Consider the following 23,915-nt stretch of genomic DNA (forward strand, 5'->3'; position numbering starts at 1 on the left):
GCTATGAAAGTTATTGAAAAATTTACAAATCAAGTAATTGCTGGTGGTCGCTTTAAGCCGATGGATCGAGTATATGTAGCTAACCAGATTAAGGCATTAGTTGGCGATGAGGATCAAGAGGCAAGTGGTTCAACTGTTAAGCAACTAGTTCAGCTGGCTATTGATAATCATAAGATTAAGGATGACATTACTTCTAGAGAAATTTTAAACGATAAGCTCTATGACTTAGCTACACCAATCCCGTCACAAGTGAATGAAATCTTTTCTGAAAAAATGCAGAATTCTGCTCAAGAAGCAACTGACTGGTTTTATAAGTTGTGTGTAGATAATAATTATGTCAAAAAAGAAGCAATTGCAAAAAATGTTGTCTTTTCTGGTAAAGGAAAGCAGGGGCATAATTTAGAAATTACTATTAACCTCTCTAAGCCTGAAAAGGACCCTAAAGCAATTGCAGCAGCTGCCCATGATACTGGAAAGAAATATCCTCAATGTGCCTTGTGTATTGAAAATGAAGGTTATTTAGGCGACTATGGTAAGAATGCACGTAGTAATTTGAGAATTATTCGGATGAATATTGCTGGTCATCCTTGGGGCTTCCAATATTCGCCTTATGCTTACTTCAATGAACATTGCATCTTCTTAGATACACTTCATGAACCAATGCACATTAATCAACAGACTCTAATTAACTTAGTCGAAATTGAGAAGATGTTGCCGGGATACTTTGTTGGTTCAAATGCGGACTTGCCAATTGTTGGCGGATCAATGTTAGCTCATGAACACTACCAAGGTGGACGCCATATCTTCCCAATGATGTCAGCTTCAATTAAGAAGAATATTGGGTTTAACTCTTATCCCAATGTTCAAGCAGGTATCGTAGATTGGCCGATGAGCGACTTACGCTTAATTAGTGAAGACTCTTTAGATTTAATTGATTTAGGTAGTAAGATCATTAAGTTCTGGGATCACTATGATGATGCAGCATGTCAAATTAAGTCTTATGATGGTAAAATTCGCCACCATACAGTGACGCCAATTATGCACAGCGGTCGTGGAAAGTTTATCTTAGATTTGGTATTACGTGATAATAATACTAGTGATAAGTACCCATTAGGAATATTCCACCCTCATAAAAAGCTATGGCACATCAAAAAAGAGAATATCGGCTTAATCGAAGTTATGGGTCGGGCTATCTTACCCGGCAGATTAAAGAATGAGCTTGAAGAAGTGAAGAAGTATTGGCTAGGCGAAGATAATAAGATAGCCGTAGCTCATAAAGCTTGGGCAGATGAAGTTAAAGCTCATGAAAATATCACTTCAGAAAATGTCGAGCAGGTAATGAAACAGAGCTTGGTAGACGTCTTTGAAGAAGTATTGCAAGATGCGGGAGTCTTTAAGAATAATCCTAACGGCGAAGAAGGCTGGCAGAGGTTTATTGATGCTCTAATCAAGTCGATTGCTTAAAGTTAAATTCTTAGATTATTGAAGAAATTCGTTAGTAGACAAGGCTAGCGAATTTTTATTTTATGTGTCTAAAAAAATTGTAGTGAATGCAACTAAGTGCTACACTTAGCTTATTAATAGAATAAGGAAGGTAGAAAACATGATTCATAATAAAACTATTGATTCCCAGATTAATCATCGTTCAATTCGTGCCTTTAAAGACCAGCCTTTGACTAAAGAGCAACTGGAAACTCTATATACTGTAGCCCAACATACACCAACCAGTATGTTCATGCAGAACTTCTCAATCTTACATATAACTAATGAAGCTAAGAGAGCCAAGATTAGAGAATTATGTAACCAGCAATACGTTGGTGCTGAAGGAGATCTATTTATCTTCATTGCTGACTTATACCGTAATCAGCAAATTAGAAAGCAACTTGGTAAAGATGACGGTCGTGTTCATATGACTGACATATTCTTCCAAGCAATGGAAGATACTATTTTAGCCTTTCAAAATGTAGCCAACGCTGTTGAGAGTATGGGCTTAGGCTATGTACCACTTGGTACGATTAATGACCACCCATTGAAGATGCTAGAAGAATTGGATTTACCTGAATTGACTTTCCCAGTTTTGGGGATGCAGGTAGGTATTCCTAATCAAGAACCTCAACTTAAGCCTAGATTGCCGTTGAAGTTCACTTGTTTTGAAGAAGAATATAATAAAGATTTCAAGGTAGAAGACCTAGCCGATTACGATAAGATTGTGACGACATACTATGACTTACGTGATAGTAATCGCAGGATTGATTCATTTACCAAGCAGATAACGGGTCAGAAGTTAGATAAAGCTATAATTGATCGGGATCAACTACCAGAAGAACTTCATCAGCAAGGATTATGCTTAGATTGGAAATAATAAAATTGCAAGTTCCGTCGTTTGGGGCTTGCTTTTTTATTGAGCAAAATATTTTACTTATTTAAAGTAAGAGATTATTATATAAATATCTCAGATAGAGGGTGAAGTTATGGAAAAGCAAAATGTTAAAAAGAAGATTGAATTAATTACACCATCTAGTCCATTGGATGCAGGTATGTGCGGACCTGATGGTTGCGTAATTAATTGGAATGAAGATAAAGATTTAGACAAGAAGAAGGAAAAATAAATGGAGATAACTTATTGGTCAGATTTCGCGTGTCCATTCTGTTATATTGGATCAACTCGGCTTAAAAGAGCCTTGAAAGACCTAGGAATGGAAGGTACAAAGTTAGAATTTAAGAGCTTTCAACTAGATCCTGAAGCACCTGAAGAAACCAAAGATAAGTACCTTAACCACTTCACACACGGAATTAAGGAATTAGAACCGCGTGCTAAGAAGCAAATGACTAATATTGCCAACATGGCTAAAGAAGAAGGACTTGAATTCAATATTTTCGATGTGGTGCCAGTTAATACAATGTCTGCTCACCGCTTATTTAAGCTGGCTGAGAATAAGTACAGTGCAGATGTTGCAGATAACTTAATTCATAGATTCTATCACATTTATTTCGTTGAAGGTAAGTCGATTGCTGACAACCAAGTCTTAAAAGCTGCTGCACTTGCTAGTGGATTGAGTGAGACAGATATTGATGAAGTATTGACTTCTGACAAGTTCGAAGATGAGGTATTAGAAGATAGGAAGGAATTGGAAGCATTTGGCGTTAATGGTGTGCCATTCTTCGTAATTAATAATAAATATGCGATCTCTGGCGCTCAACCTTATGATGTATTTATTAATGCACTGAAGAAGATTAGTGCTGAAGAAAGTTAAGTGGTTAGCTTTACTTTTAAATATTCCCTTTGGTATAATATTACCGTTCAAGGGATGCCGAGTTAGCTCAGTTGGTAGAGCGCTTCCCTCGTAAAGAAGAGGTCGCCAGTTCGATCCTGGCACGCGGCATATATCATATTTAGCTGTTCTAGTGTTGTTTAAAGAGCATTAGGACAGCTTTTTTTTGTGTTTGGGCGATTTAAAGGGCTTAATTGTTTTTGTATAATTAAGCTAGGACATTTTGCAAGATAGGTCATAGTTATGAAAAGTAATTTTGAATTTTTGAATCAAGATGAAATGACATCTCAATATTATGCAAGAGCAAATGAAGCTGAAAAGGCATATGTCTTTAATGCATATGCTAGTGTTTTAACAAGTGTTAGGGCAACAGCTGAAAATATTGCTACGGATGTTGCTGATCAAAATTTTATTAATATTGATAATTTAACTTTTAACGAAGTACTCAAAAAATTAAAATTAGGCGCCTATATTGATGATTACGCCTTGCAGCTCTTCTATGATATTAAAGGTGCTGGTAATGTTGCTGCTCATAGCTTAGAAGAGACTACTAACCAAGAAGCTCTTAAGGCTTTAAAGCAATTATATGCCTTAGCTGTTTGGTTCGTTAGGGCATATTATGATGAAAAGATGGATGCAACAAAGAGCCGAAGGCGCAAGAATTCCTTTACCAGACAACAACCACTGTTCCTAGTACCGCAGAAAGGAACTTAATTTATATTCAAACAGCTGATAATTCTTCTGGTAAGTTCCCAGCTTATGTCGGCAATCAAAAAGTTGGCAAAACTGGCGTTGGTGACTTAGCTGAGGATAATTATGAAGTACAAGCAATGGAATAAAGAAGATGACAGAAAAAATAATAAAATCAGCTGATCGCGTGAAAAATATCGGCGAAGTCTTTACTCCAAAGAAGACCGTAGACCTCATGCTAGATCAGCCTGAAATAAAAGAAAAAGTTAATATCTTAGACGCTACTTTTCTTGAACCGTCTGCTGGTGAAGGTGTATTTTTAGTTGAAATATTAAAACACAAATTATCTGTAGCGGTAAGGCAAAGTAAAACTACTAAAGAAATGCAGAATAAGCATTGTCTAGCATTTATAGTATTGAACTGATGGAAGATAATGTTGAGATGTTGGTCATGAATATGAATTCGACTTTTCAACAAGCATATTTCAAAAATTTTAACCCAAAAGACCAAAATACAAAGGTTCTTAAGAGTGCACAAGTAATTATTTTAGCAAATAGGCTCAAGGGGATGCATTGACTCGTAAGACTAATACAGGTGATCCGATTATCTTTAGTGAATGGAAGCCAGTAGGCAAGACGAAAGTTCAACAAACTGAGTATACCTTTGATTCTATAATTGAAGGCGGAGAGTCTTCTGGAACTGTGCATCAAGCTGAGTAGTTAGATTTTTTTCGGATCCATACACTGAAGATGATGAACTAGAAAAGAAACAATATCTACTTGTTAAATGGGAAGATATATAAGCAATTTACGAATAGTACAGAAAGAACTTGGAGAGGTTGATTAGATGAAGGCGGATAGTGTACATTTATTTGAATTTCTAGGATTAGGAAAAACAATTTTTGAAATACCAGTTTTTCAAAGAAATTATGAGTGGGGAAAAGAACAGTGTATTCAACTTTTTAATGATTTAACTGTTGCTGCACAAACCGATACAGATCACTTTATTGGTGCAGTAGTGTATGTAACAGAATCTGGAAAAAAGTTGAGTCGAATTTATCGTATAATTGATGGTCAGCAACGCTTAATGAGTTTGACACTTTTACTAAAAGCTATAGCTGATAAAGATAATAATGATAAGGATGAAATTGTTGAAGAATATTTAACTAATAAGTACGTTAATGATAATAATCATCTTAAATTAAAGCCTGTTGATCACGATATTCAAGCATTTAATGCAGTAATGAATGAAGATATTGTTAATGAAGAACCTTCAAAAGTGATTGAAAATTACGAGTTATTTAAGAATTTAATTGATAAATCAAATCTCACTAGTAATCAACTTTTTGAAGCTATGAACCATTTTAATATGGTTTATATTGAGTTAACTGATGAGAATACTGAAGAAAACCCACAAGTAATTTTTGAAAGTTTGAATTCTACGGGTGTATCACTATCTCCATCAGATTTAGTTAGAAACTTTTTACTGATGAAATTAGATTCTGAGTCCCAAAACTATCTTTATAAAAAGTATTGGGGAAAAATAGAAAAAATGTTTTCAACTCAAACATTTACAGAATTTATTCGTCATTATCTAGTATTGAAAACTCATAAACTAATTAAGAAGAATAAAGTTTATGAAGATTATAAGTATTATTATGTAGCTGAAAATTTAAGCTCAGAATCTGCATTGGCTGATTTGCATAAATTCGCAATCTATTATTATCAGTTGTTAAATTCAGAATCTAATGATGATGATTTTAATCGAATTTTAGATCATATAAATATTATGGAAAGTAAGGTTGTTTTTCCATATTTAATGTTGCTAATGGATATGGTAGATAATGGTAATATTGGTCAGAATTCGGCTAATGAATTAGCTTATATCTTGGAAAATTACTTATTCAGATTAAAAGCTTGCAAATTTCCTTCTAATGGCTTAAATAAAATTGTTATTGGCCTTTGTGATACTTCAAAAGAAGAAGGTAATTTAAAATTAAGATTGTTACGTTTACTAAAATCTAAATTCCCTACTGATAAACAAGTATATGAACATTTGATGGAAGTAGATCTATATCATCAAAGAAATCATTTAGCTAAGTTAGCATTAATAATTCTTGAAGAAAATAGAACCAAAGAAACTGTAGATTTTGATAATGCGCAAGTAGAACACATCTTGCCACAACGTTTAAATAATGAATGGAAACTTCAGGTGGCAAATGCAGAAAGAATTAAAAAACAATATGGTGGTACTTTGGGTAATTTAACTCTCACTAAGTACAATCAAGAAATGAGTAATAAGGTATTTAGTGAAAAAAGAGATTACTATCATGATTCCAATATTTCATTAACTCGTGAAGTTGCTAATGAGTATAGCAGTTGGGATAAAGATGAAATTATTGATCGTACAAGAAAGTTGACTAAAGAATTATTGGATATTTTTCCAATGCCAGACATCAAGGATATTGATACTACTGAAGTAGATGGAGAATATTCAATTAGTGATTCAATTGATATAACAGGCAAAAAACCATCTCATATTAATATTAATGGTCAAGAATATTCTGTAAGTTCCTGGCGTCAGATGTTAATTACCTTCTTGAATAATATTTGGAATATAGATAGCTTAAACTTTGGTCGTATCAAAGAAAATGCTCAACTTAATAAAATACTGTTTAAAGCAAGGAGAGCACCTGTTAAATTAGATAACGGTATAACTATTGAAACTAATTTCTCTGCTACAGTAGTTTTGGCAATTATTTCTAAAATTGCTGCAATTTGTGATTTAACCAATGAAGTTTCTTATACACTAAAGTAATTAAGTATTACTAACCTTAATAACCTTTATTTATCTAAGATTTGTGAAGATAAGTAAAGGTTATTTTTTTGCACAATTGTAAAGACATAGATCAATAACATTAAACTCCATATTGACATCATTTTTTATTGATGCAAAATGAAAAAAACTAAGAAATATTATTTTTTTATTATTGGATGTGAAATAAATAAATAATAACAACTTAAATTTCAAACAATTACAAGCATTATCAAAGAATACTGAGAGAATTAGCATTCTAGAGGTTGATGATATTATTGAGTGGGTAAAGAATTCGAATGAAGACTAAGGAAGATTTTAATATTTATTGTATTGAGATTAATGAAATGAAATCATCGCCAGTTCTAGTATTGGAAGATGATGGGCTAAATGTGTATTTCTATAAATTCATAACAGATTACTTTAATAAGACCCTTAGAACTAAGCAGCAATGCCACTTAGTCAAAGATAGGAAGGGAGCCAGTCTAAAGCAACTTTTCTGGATTGACTTAGGTGTGATTTATAAGATGCCTAAGGAACACATAAAGCTCTCGCTGCTTGGTTCTTTAAGTTCTACTGACCAGCTAAAGCTTATTAAATTTAAGCACGAACTAAATCGATATCGATAGGAGGGGAATCTTTTTAAAGGATTGTAGAATGAAAAAATATATATTATGTCTTATCAATATTAACGAGCATTGCCGTAGTAATATGGGATGGCACTATCTATATTTTCATGCATAAGGTTGGTTATAGCTATGGTCAGATAAACTTGTTTTTATCTATTTTTTGGATAATTACATTTTTTGCTGAGATTCCTTCTGGTTACATCGCTGATCATGTTGGCTATTTAAAGACCTTAAGTATATCTGGCTTCATTTAGAGTGCTGGGCTTAGTAATATTAGCCTTAAGTTCTAAGAACTTGCTTGTTTTAGTATTGAGTGGGGTATTTACTGCCTTAGGTGATTCATTGCAGTCGGGTACGTTAACATCTTGGTTATCAAACCGTGCCAAGTCGGAGAATGACATGGATAGCTTGAATCATATCTACTCAACTTTAGGAATGATTACCAGTCCATTAAATATGTTGGTTGGCTTTTTAGGAGCTAACGTGTTAGCTAATATTAGTCTTAATTTGCCGATAATTATTGGGGCCGTGTTGTTCATTATTAGTGGTGCACTGTCATTGTTCTTAATTAAATATGATGACTATAATAAGAACTCTCAGCCACCTAAGTTTGATATTATAGACGATTTCAAAAATATTAAACAAAATGATTCTAATGCCCTAAGACTAATTGTAATTTTCATACCGGTAATTATGATTTCGGTAGCTCCGTTAATCAATAGAAATTGTTTTTTAACATGGTCAAAAAATAATGACAGGTTACATTGTGGTGTTGATAGGTATTGTTGGGATGCTAGCCTCATATATACCGGCGCTTGATTAATAAGGTAAAGAGCGAAATGAGACAACCCGAGCTACTATCATATCAATTTATAATGCTGTTGAAGCTGGGGTTACTGTAGTTGTGTTAGGATTAAACGGTTATATAGCAGATCGTTACGGCTTGGGAACTGCCTGGATGGTATTAGCGATATTGGGATTAATCTGTTTTGCATTCATTCTAAGCTTAAACAAGTGGAAAGCAATTAAATAATAAACGTTAAAAGAGCGGTATGAAACTATATCGCTCTTTTTGATACTAGGGGAAAGTAAAGATAGTGGGAATGTTGCACATAGTAAAGATTGAAATCTAACTCCAATAGTTCTATCATTTTTAGTGAACCGCTTACAATTTTGAAGAAGGAGATAAATAAAATGGCAACACTATATTTAATGTGACATGGACAGACATATTTTAACTTATGGCATAAAAAGCAAGGCTGGACTGATTCACCTCTAACTGACCAAGGAATACAACAAGCTAAGAATGTAGGGCAATATTTTGCTAAGCAAGGTATTAAGTTCGACAAGGCATATTCTTCAACTTCAGAGCGTGCATGTGATACCTTAGAATTAGTAACTCAAAACAAGATGCCATATAAACGGCTTAAGGGGTTGAAGGAGTGGAATTTTGGCAGTTTTGAAGCACGAGATGAACGACTTGATCCACCTGTTCCTTATGGTGACTTCTTCGTGAAGTATGGTGGCGAGAGTCAAGATGAGCTATCTGAGAGAATATATCGGACTATTACTGAGTTGATGGATCAGTCTGATCAAGATGATAAGATATTAATCGTATCTCATGGCGGTGCGATTGCTAATTTTATCAGAAAAGCAGGATTTGATTGGAAAGAATTCCGTGCTAAATATAAGTTTAGCAATTGCTCTGTGATCAAGCTTGAGTATAACGATAAGAAGTATAAGCTAATTGATGTCATAAATGAGCAATAATTTAACTAACTAAAAATACTTGTAAAAAGTAAGCAAATATCTTATAATTGTTTTAACTTAAAAAATATAATTTTAGATATAGTAAACAGTTATGGAGGGAAGCTTACATGGTTATGGAAATCTTAGGAATTGCGGTTATCGTTGGCATGTTATTAGTGGTTACTAGCAAGCCATCAAGAGAGCTCCAAACTGAGCGTATCAATCGTCGCAGATAATAATCGAATATTAATTAATCAAACGTCTTTCAATAATTTAAGAAAGGCGCTTTTTTGTTATAATCGAGATAATCTAATTTAGATAGTGAGGACTAATTATGAATCTTATTTATGCACGTAAGGCCAAGGCCACTGACATTGATGATATTGTTGAGATTATTAATCAAGCTAAGCAATTCTTGAAGGCTAGTGGTTCAAGTCAATGGCAGGGAGACTATCCTGCTGGAGCAGATCTTGAACAAGATATTAATAGCGGCGTTGGCCTAGTATTGGTAGTTGATGGTAAGGTTGCTGGCTATGCCGCAGTTATTGAAGGAATAGAAGATACCTACCTTAAGATAGATGGAGCATGGTCTGATGATAAGCACACCTATGCGACGATTCACCGCTTGGCTATCAGTGATAGGTATAGAGGGATGCATTTGATGGATAATTTTATTTCAAATATTATCACCCTAGAACTCAGCCGTAATGTCTATAATTTTAGGGTTGATACTTCTAAGAATAATAAGATTGTCCAGCATATTTTTGAAAAGCATAACTTCATCAAGCGGGGGATTATTTATGTAACCGAAGACCCAATAGATAATAGCCGCTTAGCTTACGAATTAAATCTATAAGATATATCTTATATTAAAAGGAAGCAACCTCAAATCTCGTATATTAATGTATCTGTTTTTATAATATGAAGCAATTAATACAGAAATTCTATCAAATCATGTTATTTTTTAATATTCTTAATTTACTTGTATAACTTGTTGATATTATTAGCTATTACTTGCTATCAAAGATTAAAAAGTATAATTAATCTTACAAAAATTGCATTTAAAAAGCTGACAATATATCTTAACTGTAATTTAATTAGTGGTAAAGTTTTGTTAAAAAAGCAGAGATATATGTTGTTTTAATTTATAAGTATAGTATATAATACTAATCACAAAATAATATTTGAGGTGATAGATTTGCTTTCCAAAAATAAAAAATTATGGAATGATAAAAATTTAGATCAAAAGCAACGTTTTTCAATTAGAAAGTTAAGTGTAGGAGCAGCTTCCGTATTGGTAGGTACTCTTTTATTTTGGAGTAATTCAAACGAAACAGTTCTAGCTGATCAAGTAACTACTCCAGCTTCTAGCCAGAGCGCAGAAACGCAAACTAGCACAAATTCGAAAAATACTGCTAGTGATGCTAGTGTTGATGCCAAGAGCGTTACAGACACAGCTACAGATAATACCCCAAATACTGAAACAAGCGACCAAGCTAATAAACCAGCTACTAATCAAGTAACAACTACTTCTGAAAAAGCCCAAGATGCTGAAACTACTACTCTTACAGTAGACAATAAATCAGCAACTGCTCAAACTGCTGATGCTTTAAAGACTAGTCTAGCAGCAACTACTTCTAATGCTAATGATCAGACTACTAAGAAAGAATACGGTATGAATACTATCGTTTCATCTGATCCAAGTAAGATTTCAACAGAAGGTTACTCAATTGATGAGAATTATCCTTCACCAACTTTACGTCCAGAAGCAGTAAATGATTGGGAGGATAAGTTTATCTATGATGATAATGCAGATCATGTAACTTTTGCTGTAATCGGTTTTTACCGTAACGAGAACAATTCCATAACTTCCTTCTCAACTGATAAGTCAGGCGATGGTAAGGTCTATGCAACGTTCTTTGACGATAAGAAGAACCAGCTTGGTCAAGTTGAATTAACTGCAGATACTTATAAGTTCGCTAACCAGAATTATTCTGCTAGTGACGGAATGGTGTCATATTCTAACCCTAAAGTTGGACAGAGCACTCGTTCAGTTATTCTATACTCTTGGATGGCTAAAAAGCCTGCTTATACTGGACCAAACAGCAGAGGTGGTTGGACAAGTGATAAGATTGCAATCCCTGAAAAAGTAAGCTCTGTAGCGAAATATTATGATAAAGACCATAACTTAATTGGTACTGTTACTATGACTGGACTTGCTGGTAGTAACTTCACCGCTCCACTTACTCAAACCTATGATGGTGACACATCTGAAGCAATTTCACAAACAGGATTAGTTGCTGATACAGCTGATAATGAGATAAAGGGACGTTTATCAGATTATGCTTTAGGTGTAGTTAAAGAATCGGCTCTTTCGGGAGTAACTTATACAGCTGTTCCTGGTAAAGCATCTGATTATTATTCAAATAGTCCTATTAATGAAGCAGATGAAACTAAGAATCAATTGAAGAACCAAGATAATCCAGATGACGTTAAGACAGATGGTTTACCAGATGGAACTGTTAGAGTTGATGTGCCGGGATTTGCTCCAGCATATATTGGTATTGATGAGAAGACTAATAGCTATCGTTATATTGGTACAGATGAAAATACCCATGTTTCATACTATGAACGTAATCCATTTACTGGTGGAACTCCAGCACCTGTTTATATTTTTAATGGTATTTCAGTTCAAAAATCAAATATCACAGTAAATTATGTTGATGACGATAATAATGGTAGTGTATTACAAAGCTATAGTAGTGCTGGTGAAGTAGGAGATAAAGTTGATTATTCAACTAAAGATACTATCCAAAGCTTGGAAAATAAGGGCTACATCTTAGTAACAGATGAATATTCTGAAGTAAAAGATCCTACTTATGTAGAAAACGGTAGTACTTATACAGTGCACTTAAAACATGGTGCTGAAACTATTAATGGTGATAATCCAGCTAACCATACTCCAGATACGCCAATCAATCCTGCCGATCCAGAAGGTCCTAAGTGGCCAAGTGCAGATACCTATGCTAAAGATTATACTTATACTGTTTACTTTAAAGATGAACAAGGTAAAGATTTAGCCAGTCCTAAAGAGCAAACCAGTCACTGGACAAGAAATATTACTGTTGATAAGGTAACTGGTGAAATTGATCCAGATAAGACAACTGAATGGACTACAACAGATAAATACAATGATGTAACTGTACCAGTAGTTAAAGGCTATGTAGCTTCAACTACCAGTGCAAATGGTAAGACTGTATCCAAGACTCTTGAAGCAGAAGATGTAGCACAAAAGAACCTTGAAGATACAGTTGTATACAAGAAGGTTGGTAGGCTTGTTCCAGTAGATAGTATTACTAATGAACCTATTCCGGGTACTTCAACTCCAAGTTATGACAACGATCCAGAAGATCCAACTAAGGTATCAGTACCAGAGTTGCCAGATATACCAGGCTACAACAAGCCAAATCAATCAACTGTTAACGTGGAAGATCCAACTAAAGATACTAAGGTACCTTACACTAAGACAACTACATTTAAAGTCGTTGTTCATGACAAGACTACTGGTAAAACCTTAACTCAATATGGTTATGACAACGATAGTGCAATTCCTGGTGATAAGGTAAACTATGACTGGTCAAAGCAAAAGCAGAGCTTAGTAGATCATGGCTATAAAGTTGATGAAGACCCAACTATCCCATCAGCTTATGGCAATGATCCACAAACAATTGATGTCTATGTTGAACACGATGTTGTTCCAGTAGATAACACTGAAAATAAGCATGAACCAGAAACATCAATTAATCCTGCTGATCCAGACGGTCCAAAATGGCCAAGTTCAGACACTTACACTAAGAAGTACACTTACACAGTTAACTTCCAAGACCAAGACGGCAATAAGCTGGCTGATCCTGTAGTACAAACCAGTACCTGGAATAGAACTGTTTATGTTGATAAGGTAACCGGTGAAATCCAGGAAGATAAGACGACTGAATGGACTACAACAGATAAATATACTGATGTAAATGTGCCAGTGGTTAAAGGCTATGTAGCTTCAACTACCAGTGCAAATGGTAAGACTGTATCTAAGACTCTTGAAGCAGAAACTGCTACACAAGCAAATCTTGTAGATACAGTTGTATATAATAAGGTTGGTAAGCTTGTTCCTGTAGATAAGACTAGTGGTAAAGAAATTCCAGACACTTCAACTCCAAGTTATGACAATGATCCAGAAGATCCAACTAAAGTTGTAGTACCAGAGTTACCAGATGTGCCAGGCTACAACAAGCCAAATCAATCAACTGTTAAGATTGATGATCCAACTAAAAATACTAAAGTACCATACACTAAGACAACTACACTTAAAGTTGTTGTTCATGACAAGACTACTGGTGAAACCTTAACTCAATATGGTTATAACAACGATAGTGCAGTTCCTGGCGATAAGGTAAGCTATGACTGGTCAAAACAAAAACAAAGTTTAATAGATCATGGTTACAAGGTTGATGAAGACCCAGCTATTCCATCAACTTATGGCAATGATCCACAAACAATTGATGTCTACGTTGAACACGATATTGTTCCAGTAGATAACACTGAAAATAAGTATGAATCAGGAACGTTAATTAATCCTAATGATCCGGAAGGTCCTAAGTGGCCAAGTTCAGACACTTATACTAAGAAGTACACTTACACAGTTAACTTCCAAGACCAAGAAGGCAATAAGTTAGCTGATCCTGTAGTACAAACCAGCACTTGGAATAGAACTGTTTATGTTGATAAGGTAACTGGTGAAATTCAGGAAGATAAGTCAACTAAGTGGACTACAACAGATAAGTACAATGATGTAACTGTACCAGTAGTTAAGGGCTATGTAGCTTCAACTACTAGTGCAAATGGTAAGACTGTATCTAAGACTCTTGAAGTCGGAACTGCATTACCACAGAATGTTACAGATACAGTTGTATACAAGAAGATTGGTCAACTTATTCCAGTAGATAGTACTACTAATGAACCAATCCCAGGTGCAGATCATCCGGCTTATAACAATGATCCAGAAGACCCAACTAAGGTCTTAGTACCAGAGTTGCCAGATATACCCGGCTATAACAAGCCAGATCAATCAACTGTTAAGGTTGAAGATCCGGCTAAGGATACTGATGTTGTTTATACTAAAGAAGTTGATCCTGTAATTCCAGATAACAATTCTGGCAATACTTTTGACAAGGCTTCAAATGATTCAACTAATTCCGATCATAATGAAGATAACTCGACCCCAGATAAACAACCAAGTAGCCAAGCAACCACTAATAAGAAAGATAAGCACAAGAATAAGAAGACTTCAAACTCTGCAACTTCTTCAAATTCGGCTAAACTTGCAGTTAGTGCTTCAACCGTGAACAAGGCTCAGAACAATAGCTCTATGAGTAGCCAAAAGAGCAGCGCTACCCCTACTAATAACACTAATGCTAGCCGCCGCTTACCACAAACAGGTGAAAAGCACACTAGCGGTGCAGCACTTGGTATCTTGAGCTTGGCTTTAGGCTTAGTAGCATTTGCAGCTGATAGAAAGAAACGTAAGGGATAGTAATTAACTATTACGCAGCTTTCAATATACTTAACAAAAAAGACGTTGATTTTTGAATTCAACGTCTTTTTTTTGATAGTTAAGATCTTTTCTTTAATGTGTAATTATAAAGGAAGTATCCTACTGCACCGGCGAAGTAGATCAAGCTTACACCTGCAGTATCGAATAAATTGTTACCATCTAAGCTAACTATTACTAATGCAATAGCAGCAATTAATACGATTAGTGAAATAATGATAGTCGAAATTTTCATAATAACGGCCTTCTTTGTTTAAAACATATTCTCTTTGAATACGCTTTCATTATAACGCAATTGGCTTAATTTGTATATATCTATCAGATAAATATAGCATTACTATTCATAGATAGTAATGTACACTAGTGGATTTGGACTTATAATCAAATAATTAGTAGAATTGAGATAATCAATACATAGAAAGAAAGTATAATTATGCAAGTACAAGTTCCTTTAGAAAATGGCTTTTTGGCAGATGAGTATACTAAGTTTGCAAGTGATGCAGATAAAATAGCTGGTAAACCGGCTAAATCATTTCCTATTTCGATAAAAAATATACCAGCAGGTACGCAGAGTTTAGCGATTTATTTTAAGGATTTTGATTCTGTTCCAGTATGTGGTTTCGTTTGGATTCACTGGCTAGCCGCTAATATTCCGACGGTATCTGAAATACCAGCTGATGCAAGTCGGAATAAGCCGTTTAACTTTATCCAAGGTGCTAATAGCAATGTTAGCAAGTTATTGCCTAAACTTTCTGGTCCGCAACTTGGTTACACAGGGCCTCAACCACCAACTGGAGTTCATGATTATGAATTAACTGTCTATGCTTTAGACAATAACTTAGAATTAGAAGATGGATATTATCTAAATGAGTTTCTTGAAAAGATCGACGGACATATCATTGATAAAGAAAATGTCATCTTGCCTGCAAAAGCAGAAAAATAATAAAAAAACTTTGTGTCGATACATCACGACACAAAGTTTTTTTATGTATTAAATTAAATAGTACCTGGGCGCTTCTTCTTTTCGACTTTTTGACCTTTTTGCATATTATCGTTGTAGCCCCATACCCAGGTTACGATGAAGGCAACGATAATTGAAGCAGCACTAGCAATTAAGAAGGCATAGAAGCTACTTAAGTCAGTTGGATTCTTAGGATTAAAGAAGCTAGAGAATCCGATTAAGCCGCCTGTGAAGCCGAACATAGTCCCATGCATAAGGCCAGTAATTAAGCCACCAACGGCAGAACCAATACAGCCTGAAGCAAATACCTTCTTGTAGCGTAAGTTAACACCATAGATAGCAGGTTCAGTAACACCGCAGAAGGCTGAAACTGCTGCTGCAATCCCAAGTTCCTTCATGTCTGCCTTCTTAGACTTAATGGCTACAGCAAGAACGGCAGCACCTTGAGAAATCATAGTTGAACAAATAATTGCATTAAGTGCACTCTGGCCAGTTCCGGCAATTTGTTGAGCAACCAAAGGCACAACACCCCAGTGAAGACCAAAGATAACCAATAATTGGTAAAATCCACCGATGAACAATCCGCCAATCCAACCAGAAGCAGATACTAACCAGTTAATTAAGACGGCAATTCCGTTCGCCAGACCTTGAATAACTGGACCAGTAATTACTAGGGTAATAGCTGACACTACTAGGATAGTAATTAATGGAACGAAGATCATCTGCAAGTAGCTAGGTAAGTGCTTTTTGAGCCATTTTTCAGATTTAGCAGCTAGCCATGCGGCTAAAATCATTGGGAAAATAGAGTAGCTGTAGTTTAAGAATTGGAAATGCCAACCACCTAAGCTAAACATTGTTTTAAGTCCTTTACCCCAAGTGATAATTTGTGGGTAAGTAAGGACACCACCGATTACGGCAGCAATAATTGGATCACTGTTGAGTCGCTTGGCAGCACTGAAGCCAACAATTACTGGCAGGAAGAAGAATGCTGAATCAGCAATGGCACTGACAGTAATATAAGGGACACTATTTACATTAAGTAACGATCCCAATTGTGGCAAAGTTAGTAAGGCTAAGAGTCCCTTGATAATACCAGATGCAGCAATTACACCAACTACTGGACTCATTGAACCAGTGATAAATCCAATTAAATTACCAAAGCCGCGGGAGATAGGGTTCTTGCCATCATCTACTGGCTCTGGAGTTGGATTATCACCTAAATCGCCTAATTGCTTAACAACTTCGTCAAAGACAGCTTCGACTTCATTACCGATAACGACTTGGTATTGACCAGAAGCCTTCATTACATCCAGAATACCACGTTGATTCTTTAAGACTTCGGTATTAGCCTTGCTCTCATCCTTTAAGTAGAAGCGTAATCTAGTAATACAGTGGATTACGTTGTTAACATTATCCTTACCACCAACGTTCTTAATAATGAAGGTTGCTAAGTCATGGTGGGAGAGCTTCTTGTCGGAAGTATTAGCAGCTTCTTGTACCTTTAAGTAAGCAGTTGCGACAACTTGGCCGGCTTCACTATCGCCTTCGGTTATGTCTAAGCCATCAATCTTGTCATTAGAATTAGTAATAAGGACCATGATTGTGGTATCTAAGTTCTTAGCCTTGACTTGGTCAAGATTCATCGTAGCAATAGCTTGGCCTGCTGTAATGGTATCACCGTTATTAATCTTAATGTTGAATGGCTCACCTTTGAGACTGACAGTATCAATTCCCATATGAACTAAGACTTCTAAGCCGTCATCTGTAGTTATCCCAATGGCATGATTGGTATCAGCAATCATGCTAATCCTACCACTAACTGGTGCAACCACATTACCATTAGTAGGTATTAGACCAAAGCCTTGTCCCATAACTCCCTTTGAAAAGATAGGATCGGAAGTTTTTTCTAAAGCAATTACTTCCCCAGCAGCTGGAGATAATAAGTTAACCGTTTGTTTAACCATAAGTAATTCTTCCTCTCTTGTATTCGCTTTCAATTTTCAAATATTATAATAAACCTGTATATACAAGATGTCAACAAAAATATTGAAAAGGATTTCATTATTGGTATAATAATAACTGAAATTAATATAAAGATGTCTATTCAAGTTCTAAAAAGGAGCATGATAAATGCAAGCTAAGAATGATATTATTGCCCAAGATTTGGCAAATAAAATTAGACATAAAATATATGAACCAGGTGACTTCTTACCTAGTGAGAATCAATTAGCAGACTTATACGGTACTTCCAGAGAAACAATTAGGAAGGCTCTGAATGCATTGTTAAGCTTAGGCTTAATTCAAAAGATCCGTGGTAAGGGCTCAATTGTCTTGAATCTGGATCGCTATAGCTTCCCGATTTCTGGGGTGACTAGCTTTGCAGAATTAAATAAGGAACTAGGTATGCATGCTACTACTAAGGTGTTAACTCTGGAAGATAGGGATAACTTGCCGAAGCAATTTATTGAATATTTTCCCGAAGAAGAATCGAGTTCGGGAATTCATCTTGAACGGCTGCGCTTAATTAATGGCGAAGCAGAAGTCTTGGATTGTGATTATTTACTTAATCCGCCAATTGAATCTATTCCTAAGCAGGTAGCTCAAGCGTCACTGTATCAATATTTTGAATATGAACTCGGCTTAGATATCTCATATGCTACTAAGGAGATAACAGTAGTAGAAGTTGATGAGAGAATTAAGGAGTTATTGTCTTTGAGTAACAACCTGGCTGTCTTAGTGGCAAGCAGGAATTATCTAGCAGACACGACTAAGTTCCAACTAACCTTGTCTTATCACAGGCCAGATAGGTTTAAGTTCGTTGACTTTGCTAGAAGAAAGAAAATTAAACTATAAGGAGGAATCTTTCGATGACTAATCTTGGCAAAAAGGTAATCTATCAAATCTATCCTAAATCTTTTTATGATTCTAATAATGATGGTATCGGTGACTTACGCGGTATTATTGAAAAGATCGACTACATCAAGAAGTTGAACGTGGACTTTATTTGGTTTAATCCATTTTTTATTTCTCCACAAAATGATAACGGCTATGATATTGCAGATTATAAAAAAATCGATCCCCGCTTCGGGACAATGGCTGACTTTGAAGAATTAGTCGCAAGATTAAAAGAGATCCACGTTAATGTAATGCTGGATATGGTGTTGAACCACTGCTCAACGGAGCACGAATGGTTCCAAAAGGCTTTAGCTGGTGATAAGTTCTACCAGGATTTCTTTTATTTAAGGAAAGGGAAGGATGGTAAGCTGCCTAATAATTGGCAATCCAAGTTCGGTGGGCCTGCATGGGCTAAGTTTGGTGACACTGATTATTACTACTTGCACCTATATGACCCAACTCAAGCTGATCTTAATTGGCACAATCCCGAAGTAAGGAAGAGATTAGTTGATGTAATTAACTTCTGGCGTCAAAAAGGGGTTAAGGGATTTAGGTTCGATGTGATTAATGTAACTGGAAAGGATGAAGAGTTAGTAGATTCTACCGATCCAATTGAAGAGAAGAAGCTCTATACAGATACTCCAGTTGTACAAGATTACTTAAAGCAATTGAATATGGAATCATTTGGCCAAGATCCAGACAGCATCACAGTCGGGGAAATGTCTAGCACCACTATTGAGAACTCTATTGCCTATACCCGCCCAGAAGATAAGGAATTATCGATGGTCTTCACCTTCCACCACTTGAAGGTTGATTACAAAAATGGTGAGAAATGGTCAATTATGCCATTTGACTTCATGGCCTTGAAGAAAATTATGTTGAATTGGAACACTAAAATTGACCAAGGCGGAGGATGGCAGGCGCTATTTTGGAATAATCATGACCAGCCATGGGCCTTAAACCGTTTCGGCAACATTAAGGAATACCGCATTAAGTCAGCACAGATGCTGGCAATGGCAATGCACCTAATGAGGGGGACGCCTTATATCTATATGGGCGAAGAATTAGGGATGGTTGATCCTGCCTACAGCGATATGAGCGAGTATGACGATATTGAGGCCCGCAATGCTTACCAAGAATTACTTGATCAGGGAATAGATAAGCAAGAGGCATTTAAGATTGTCCATTCTAAAGCCCGTGATAATTCACGTGTACCAATGCACTGGGATGATTCTGAGTATGCTGGCTTTAGCAAGGCTAAGCCATGGCTTAAGCCAACCGATCAAGATAGAATTAATGTTAAGGAAGAATTGAAGTCTGGTAAGATTTTTGACTTTTACCAGAAGCTAATTAAGCTGAGAAAGAGTGTAGACCTAATCTCTGACGGACATATTAAAGGATTCTTGATGGAAGACAGACAGGTGCTGGCTTATGAGCGCTATTTAGATGATAGTAATGAGAAGTTAATTGTATTGTGTAACTTCTATGGGCAAGAAACGCAAGTTAACTTGCCTAGTGAATATGTGGGAAGGGATGCCGAAATTCTAATTCAAAATAGTTACCTTAACTTAACTAAGGTTCCTGAAAGTCTGACCTTGAAGCCATATGATGCTGTAGCATTTAAATTACAATAAAAAACAAGGTTCTGCCTCATAATAGTGCAGAACCTTATTTGTTTGGGATAAATTGTTAATCTTTAACTTCCTTAGCTTCATTCATAGCCTTCATAATTGAAGGATTCTTTGAGTGGCAATCCTTAATCATTTGTAAATCATCTTGGCTTAATTCAACAGTATATTTAGTCATAAGTTCTTCCTCACTTCTTAAAAAAATCTACCTTAAATATAGCACAATGAATCTTTGGTGCAAGGCTTAGCTTTATAAGAATATTTGAAATCATTTACCTTTTTAAGAAAACGATTTCATGATATTATACTGTTATAGGGTATATACCAATTTTTTATTAATAAACTTATCTAATAATGAAGAAAAATATAGATGGGAATAATTTTTTCAAATGTTTAATATTTTTGATAATATTGCTATTTAATTTAAGGAGAAAACTATGGTAGAAAGACTATTAAGTGCAAGCGCAAGTGAAGTGCTAAAAATGAACGGTAGCGAGCTTAAGCAGAGTATTAAAGCTAGCGAAGGGCGAACTATTTTAAGTGAGAATGTCGTTGTTGAGCCTTACAGTGGTGGATATTTAACCACATCGGAAGTAGCTGCTGCTTTTGGAGCTGATTTGATTTTATTGAATGTATTCGATGTTTTTAATCCAAAAGTTAATGGCTTAAATATTGATAATTCTGATGGTATTGTCAGAGAACTGCAAAGGTTAACAGGTCGTCCAATTGGTGTTAACTTAGAGCCAATTGATGAAGACATAGCTATGGAATCAACCCGTGTTGAAATTGCGCCAGGTAGGCAAGCAACTGTAAAATCAATTAAAGAAGCACAGAAATTAGGATTTAATTTTGTTTGCTTTACTGGCAATCCTGGTACAGGTGTTACTAACAAGATGATTGTTAAGGCAATTAAGACTGCCAAGGATAATTTTAAAGGATTGGTGATTGCGGGGAAGATGCATGGTGCGGGTGTTGATGAATCAGTAGCTGATATTGATTCTGCCAAGGAATTCTTAAAAGCTGGAGCTGATGTCATTTTAGTACCTGCAGTAGGGACTGTGCCAGGTTTTAGTGCAAGTGAACTAACTGAAATTGTAAAGCTTGTTCATAAGAATGATGGATTAGTCATGAGTACGATTGGTACTAGTCAAGAAGGCGCAGGTCCACAAGTTATTCAGAATATTGCTTTGCAAAATAAGATTTGTGGTGTAGACATTCAACATATTGGGGATGCTGCCTGGGGCTGTCAATCTCCGTTCGAATTTTTGTATCCATTAAGTAAGGCTATTCGAGGTGAGAGTCATACAATTGATAGAATGGCTAGATCAATAAATAGATAATTAGATAAGAGTTTCTAAGGCGACTTTAGTTCGCTGCATAGAAATAAATTCCCTTTCATGGTTAGTTCAAATGTAAAAAATGAACTTTATACATGGAAGGGAATTTTTTTATTCTTAATACTATTAAGTTGGAGAATCACTTCAAAAGAATTAAAAGGACCGAAGTAGAAATGAAATCTTAACTTCAATAATTACCAGCTAAAAAGTCAGAAATGTAGACAATCGGGATGCCATCAATGATTCCTTCATCTAGTTTACGATTTGTAACAACTGATAAATATATTTACGTTTATATCAAATGGTTATGGCATCGATAGAATTTGCAAAATATAAATTTCTATAGAAATCGCTTACTTATACTTGAAGATGATGTAAAATGTTAACTAACATCATAAAAATGTTATATGTTACAAAATGGACTTGTAAATAATATTAAGAGCGAGGTACTACTATGGATAAACAAGAAGAAATCAAAATGCTCAAGGCCTTCTCAAATGCAAATTCAACTTCTGGATTTGAGGAAGAATTTGTTAAATTATTTAAGGATAGTGTTAGTGAAATTGCTAACGTCGAAATTGACGGTATGCTAAATTTATACGCATCTAAGAAGGAAAACAAGGGCAATCGACCAGTAATTCAACTTGATGCTCACTCTGATGCTGTAGGTTTTATTACTCAAGCAATTAGACCTAATGGCTTAATCAAGTTTGTTCCGCTTGGTGGCTGGGTTAAATATAATATCCCCGCCTTAAAGGTCAAGGTTAGAAATCGTGATGGCGAATATATTCCTGGCGTTGTAGCTACTAAGCCGCCTCACTTTATGACTGCAAGTGAAAGAAATAATGTCCCAGAAGTTAGTGACATGTCAATTGATGTTGGCTCACTTAGCAGAGAAGAGACAATCAATGATTTTAAGATTGACACAGGCTGCCCAATCTTTGTCGATGTGGACTGTCAATATAATGAAAAGAGCGGCTTATTCTTTGGTAAGGATTTTGATGACCGGTTTGGTGCTGGGGCAATGGTTGATGTCTTAGACAGTCTAAAAGGAGAAGAGATTAACTTCGACCTAGTAGCTGCCTTATCTGCTCAAGAGGAAGTTGGCTTGCGTGGTGCTTATGTAACAGCCAGAAAGGTTAAGCCAGACTTGTGTATCGTTCTTGAAAGCTGCCCAGCAGATGATACCTTTGAACCAGATTGGCTCTCTCAGACTGGCCTTAAGCGTGGACCAATGATTAGGGATATGGATACGACCTTCTTGCCAAATCCTAAGTTCCAACAATATGCTTGCGACTTAGCTGATAAGAACAATATTCCTTATACCCGTTCAGTTAGAACCGGTGGTGGGCAAGATGGGGCTGCTATTTACTATGAAAATGCGGCTCCGACAATTGTAATTGGTATTCCCGTTCGTTATGAACACTCACCATATTGCTTTAGCGCATACAAGGACTTTAAGGCTTCGGTAGATTTAGCTACAGCTATTATTCGTGATATGACTCAAGAGAAGTTAGATAGCTTCAAGCTCTTATAGTTGATAAGAAGATAAATGTTTAAGTGCAATGCTTAGCATTTATCTTTTTTATGTCTTATAACTATTGACTACCAAAAAATATAGTAGAAAAAATAATGCTTTTTTTGTTAATATTTTCTAGGAATTATAAAACGTAATATTGAAGGGAAACACAAAAATGTCAAAAACAATCTATCTTATCCGCCATGGCCAGACCTTATTTAACTTGCATCATAAAACTCAAGGGCGCGTAGATTCTCCATTAACTGATTTAGGAATTCGTCAAGCTCAAGCTACCAGAGATTACTTTAAAGATAATGGAATTAGCTTTGATAAAGCATTTTGTTCTACGCAAGAGAGAGCTAGCGATACTCTTGAGATTATTACTAATAATCAGATGACTTATGAGCGATTGAAGGATCTACGTGAGAAGTCGTACGGTATTTATGAAGGACAAGACGAATATACCTTGCCTTGGAACAGGGGACTATCTCGCAATACTGATCCATCAATGGAAGCAGATGATGACGTAGTAAAGAGAATGGAAAAGGCAATCGAGTATATTCTCACTAAGATGGAAGATGGTGAGAGTGCAATTGTAGTTGGTCATGGTGACATTCTTGCTCAATATGCAAGACAGCATAATAAGCGTGTCCAGTTTAAAATGTTTAAAAATTGTGCGGTAGCTAAAATGAAAGCAGAAAACGGTAGTGTTGAAATGATGAATTATGTTTGGCCAGCAGTAAATATTTTATAATTAAAAAACAGGCTCCATGTATAGGATTGGAGGCTGCTTTTTTCTATACGAGTTTTCACAGC

At 35.6% G+C, this 23,915-nt stretch carries 20 protein-coding genes, 1 tRNA gene and 1 pseudogene; 20 read left to right on the plus strand and 2 right to left on the minus strand.

The window, feature by feature from the left end:
* Positions 1-3: 3 nt before the first annotated feature.
* The 14 genes and pseudogenes from J2Z60_RS07745 to J2Z60_RS07805 all read left to right on the plus strand — a co-directional run bounded on the left by J2Z60_RS07745 (position 4) and on the right by J2Z60_RS07805 (position 14,741).
* Complete coding sequence (locus tag J2Z60_RS07745; RefSeq protein WP_209687128.1) at positions 4-1,464, plus strand: UDP-glucose--hexose-1-phosphate uridylyltransferase; 1,461 nt, start codon at positions 4-6, stop codon at positions 1,462-1,464.
* A gap of 139 nt (positions 1,465-1,603) precedes the next feature.
* On the plus strand, positions 1,604-2,362 hold the full coding sequence (locus J2Z60_RS07750) for an NADPH-dependent oxidoreductase (RefSeq protein WP_209687129.1): 759 nt from the start codon (positions 1,604-1,606) through the stop codon (positions 2,360-2,362).
* A gap of 109 nt (positions 2,363-2,471) precedes the next feature.
* Entirely contained in the window at positions 2,472-2,609 is a 138-nt protein-coding gene (locus J2Z60_RS07755; RefSeq protein ID WP_209687130.1) for a hypothetical protein, read from the plus strand.
* Positions 2,610-3,254, plus strand: a complete 645-nt coding sequence (locus J2Z60_RS07760) for a DsbA family oxidoreductase (RefSeq protein WP_209687131.1) — start codon at positions 2,610-2,612, stop codon at positions 3,252-3,254.
* A 56-nt stretch (positions 3,255-3,310) separates the two neighbouring features.
* Positions 3,311-3,383, plus strand: a tRNA-Thr gene (locus tag J2Z60_RS07765).
* Positions 3,384-3,515: 132 nt separating this feature from the next.
* Complete coding sequence (locus J2Z60_RS07770) at positions 3,516-3,986, plus strand: DUF4145 domain-containing protein (protein ID WP_245328759.1); 471 nt, start codon at positions 3,516-3,518, stop codon at positions 3,984-3,986.
* Positions 3,987-4,116: 130 nt separating this feature from the next.
* The gene (locus J2Z60_RS10925) at positions 4,117-4,386 is read left to right on the plus strand and encodes an SAM-dependent methyltransferase (protein ID WP_245328760.1); all 270 of its coding nucleotides are present in this window, start codon (positions 4,117-4,119) and stop codon (positions 4,384-4,386) included.
* 148 nt (positions 4,387-4,534) lie between these two features.
* Positions 4,535-4,681 (plus strand): hypothetical protein, encoded by a 147-nt coding sequence (locus J2Z60_RS10930; protein WP_245328761.1) that lies wholly within the window; start codon positions 4,535-4,537, stop codon positions 4,679-4,681.
* A 127-nt stretch (positions 4,682-4,808) separates the two neighbouring features.
* Positions 4,809-6,779, plus strand: coding sequence for a DUF262 domain-containing protein (locus tag J2Z60_RS07780; RefSeq protein ID WP_209687132.1), 1,971 nt, complete (start codon positions 4,809-4,811; stop codon positions 6,777-6,779).
* Between the two features lie 296 nt (positions 6,780-7,075).
* On the plus strand, positions 7,076-7,405 hold the full coding sequence (locus J2Z60_RS07785) for a hypothetical protein (RefSeq protein ID WP_209687133.1): 330 nt from the start codon (positions 7,076-7,078) through the stop codon (positions 7,403-7,405).
* Positions 7,406-7,660: 255 nt separating this feature from the next.
* Positions 7,661-8,224 (plus strand): hypothetical protein, encoded by a 564-nt coding sequence (locus tag J2Z60_RS07790; RefSeq protein WP_209687134.1) that lies wholly within the window; start codon positions 7,661-7,663, stop codon positions 8,222-8,224.
* Positions 8,225-8,599: 375 nt separating this feature from the next.
* A pseudogene (locus J2Z60_RS07795) lies at positions 8,600-9,175 on the plus strand (histidine phosphatase family protein).
* Between the two features lie 313 nt (positions 9,176-9,488).
* Positions 9,489-10,010, plus strand: a complete 522-nt coding sequence (locus J2Z60_RS07800; RefSeq protein WP_209687135.1) for a GNAT family N-acetyltransferase — start codon at positions 9,489-9,491, stop codon at positions 10,008-10,010.
* A gap of 342 nt (positions 10,011-10,352) precedes the next feature.
* The gene (locus J2Z60_RS07805) at positions 10,353-14,741 is read left to right on the plus strand and encodes a mucin-binding protein (RefSeq protein WP_209687136.1); all 4,389 of its coding nucleotides are present in this window, start codon (positions 10,353-10,355) and stop codon (positions 14,739-14,741) included.
* A gap of 79 nt (positions 14,742-14,820) precedes the next feature.
* Here the strand turns inward: J2Z60_RS07805 and J2Z60_RS07810 are convergent, their stop codons facing one another.
* Positions 14,821-14,994, minus strand: a complete 174-nt coding sequence (locus tag J2Z60_RS07810; RefSeq protein WP_209687137.1) for a hypothetical protein — start codon at positions 14,992-14,994, stop codon at positions 14,821-14,823.
* Positions 14,995-15,192: 198 nt separating this feature from the next.
* On the opposite strand from J2Z60_RS07810, the gene J2Z60_RS07815 reads away from it, so the two are divergent.
* The gene (locus J2Z60_RS07815; RefSeq protein WP_209687138.1) at positions 15,193-15,702 is read left to right on the plus strand and encodes a YbhB/YbcL family Raf kinase inhibitor-like protein; all 510 of its coding nucleotides are present in this window, start codon (positions 15,193-15,195) and stop codon (positions 15,700-15,702) included.
* A 53-nt stretch (positions 15,703-15,755) separates the two neighbouring features.
* Here the strand turns inward: J2Z60_RS07815 and J2Z60_RS07820 are convergent, their stop codons facing one another.
* Positions 15,756-17,684 carry a PTS sugar transporter subunit IIABC gene (locus J2Z60_RS07820; protein WP_209687139.1) on the minus strand — a complete coding sequence of 643 codons (1,929 nt, stop codon included), beginning with the start codon at positions 17,682-17,684 and terminating at the stop codon, positions 15,756-15,758.
* 166 nt (positions 17,685-17,850) lie between these two features.
* Here J2Z60_RS07820 and treR point away from each other — a divergent pair, with 166 nt between their 5' ends.
* From treR to J2Z60_RS07845, 5 genes are all read left to right on the plus strand, one after another.
* On the plus strand, positions 17,851-18,573 hold the full coding sequence (gene treR / locus J2Z60_RS07825; RefSeq protein WP_209687140.1) for a trehalose operon repressor: 723 nt from the start codon (positions 17,851-17,853) through the stop codon (positions 18,571-18,573).
* A gap of 14 nt (positions 18,574-18,587) precedes the next feature.
* Positions 18,588-20,249: an alpha,alpha-phosphotrehalase gene (gene treC / locus J2Z60_RS07830; protein WP_209687141.1), complete on the plus strand. Its 1,662-nt coding sequence runs from the start codon at positions 18,588-18,590 to the stop codon at positions 20,247-20,249.
* 431 nt (positions 20,250-20,680) lie between these two features.
* A complete protein-coding gene (locus J2Z60_RS07835; RefSeq protein ID WP_209687142.1) occupies positions 20,681-21,583 on the plus strand; it encodes a DUF7916 family protein in 903 nt (300 codons plus the stop codon).
* Positions 21,584-22,034: 451 nt separating this feature from the next.
* Positions 22,035-23,117, plus strand: a complete 1,083-nt coding sequence (locus J2Z60_RS07840) for a M42 family metallopeptidase (protein WP_209687143.1) — start codon at positions 22,035-22,037, stop codon at positions 23,115-23,117.
* A 157-nt stretch (positions 23,118-23,274) separates the two neighbouring features.
* Positions 23,275-23,853 carry a histidine phosphatase family protein gene (locus J2Z60_RS07845; protein WP_209687144.1) on the plus strand — a complete coding sequence of 193 codons (579 nt, stop codon included), beginning with the start codon at positions 23,275-23,277 and terminating at the stop codon, positions 23,851-23,853.
* Positions 23,854-23,915 lie beyond the last annotated feature (62 nt).

This window comes from Lactobacillus colini, assembly GCF_017874575.1.
GTDB classification, from domain to species: Bacteria; Bacillota; Bacilli; order Lactobacillales; family Lactobacillaceae; genus Lactobacillus; species Lactobacillus colini.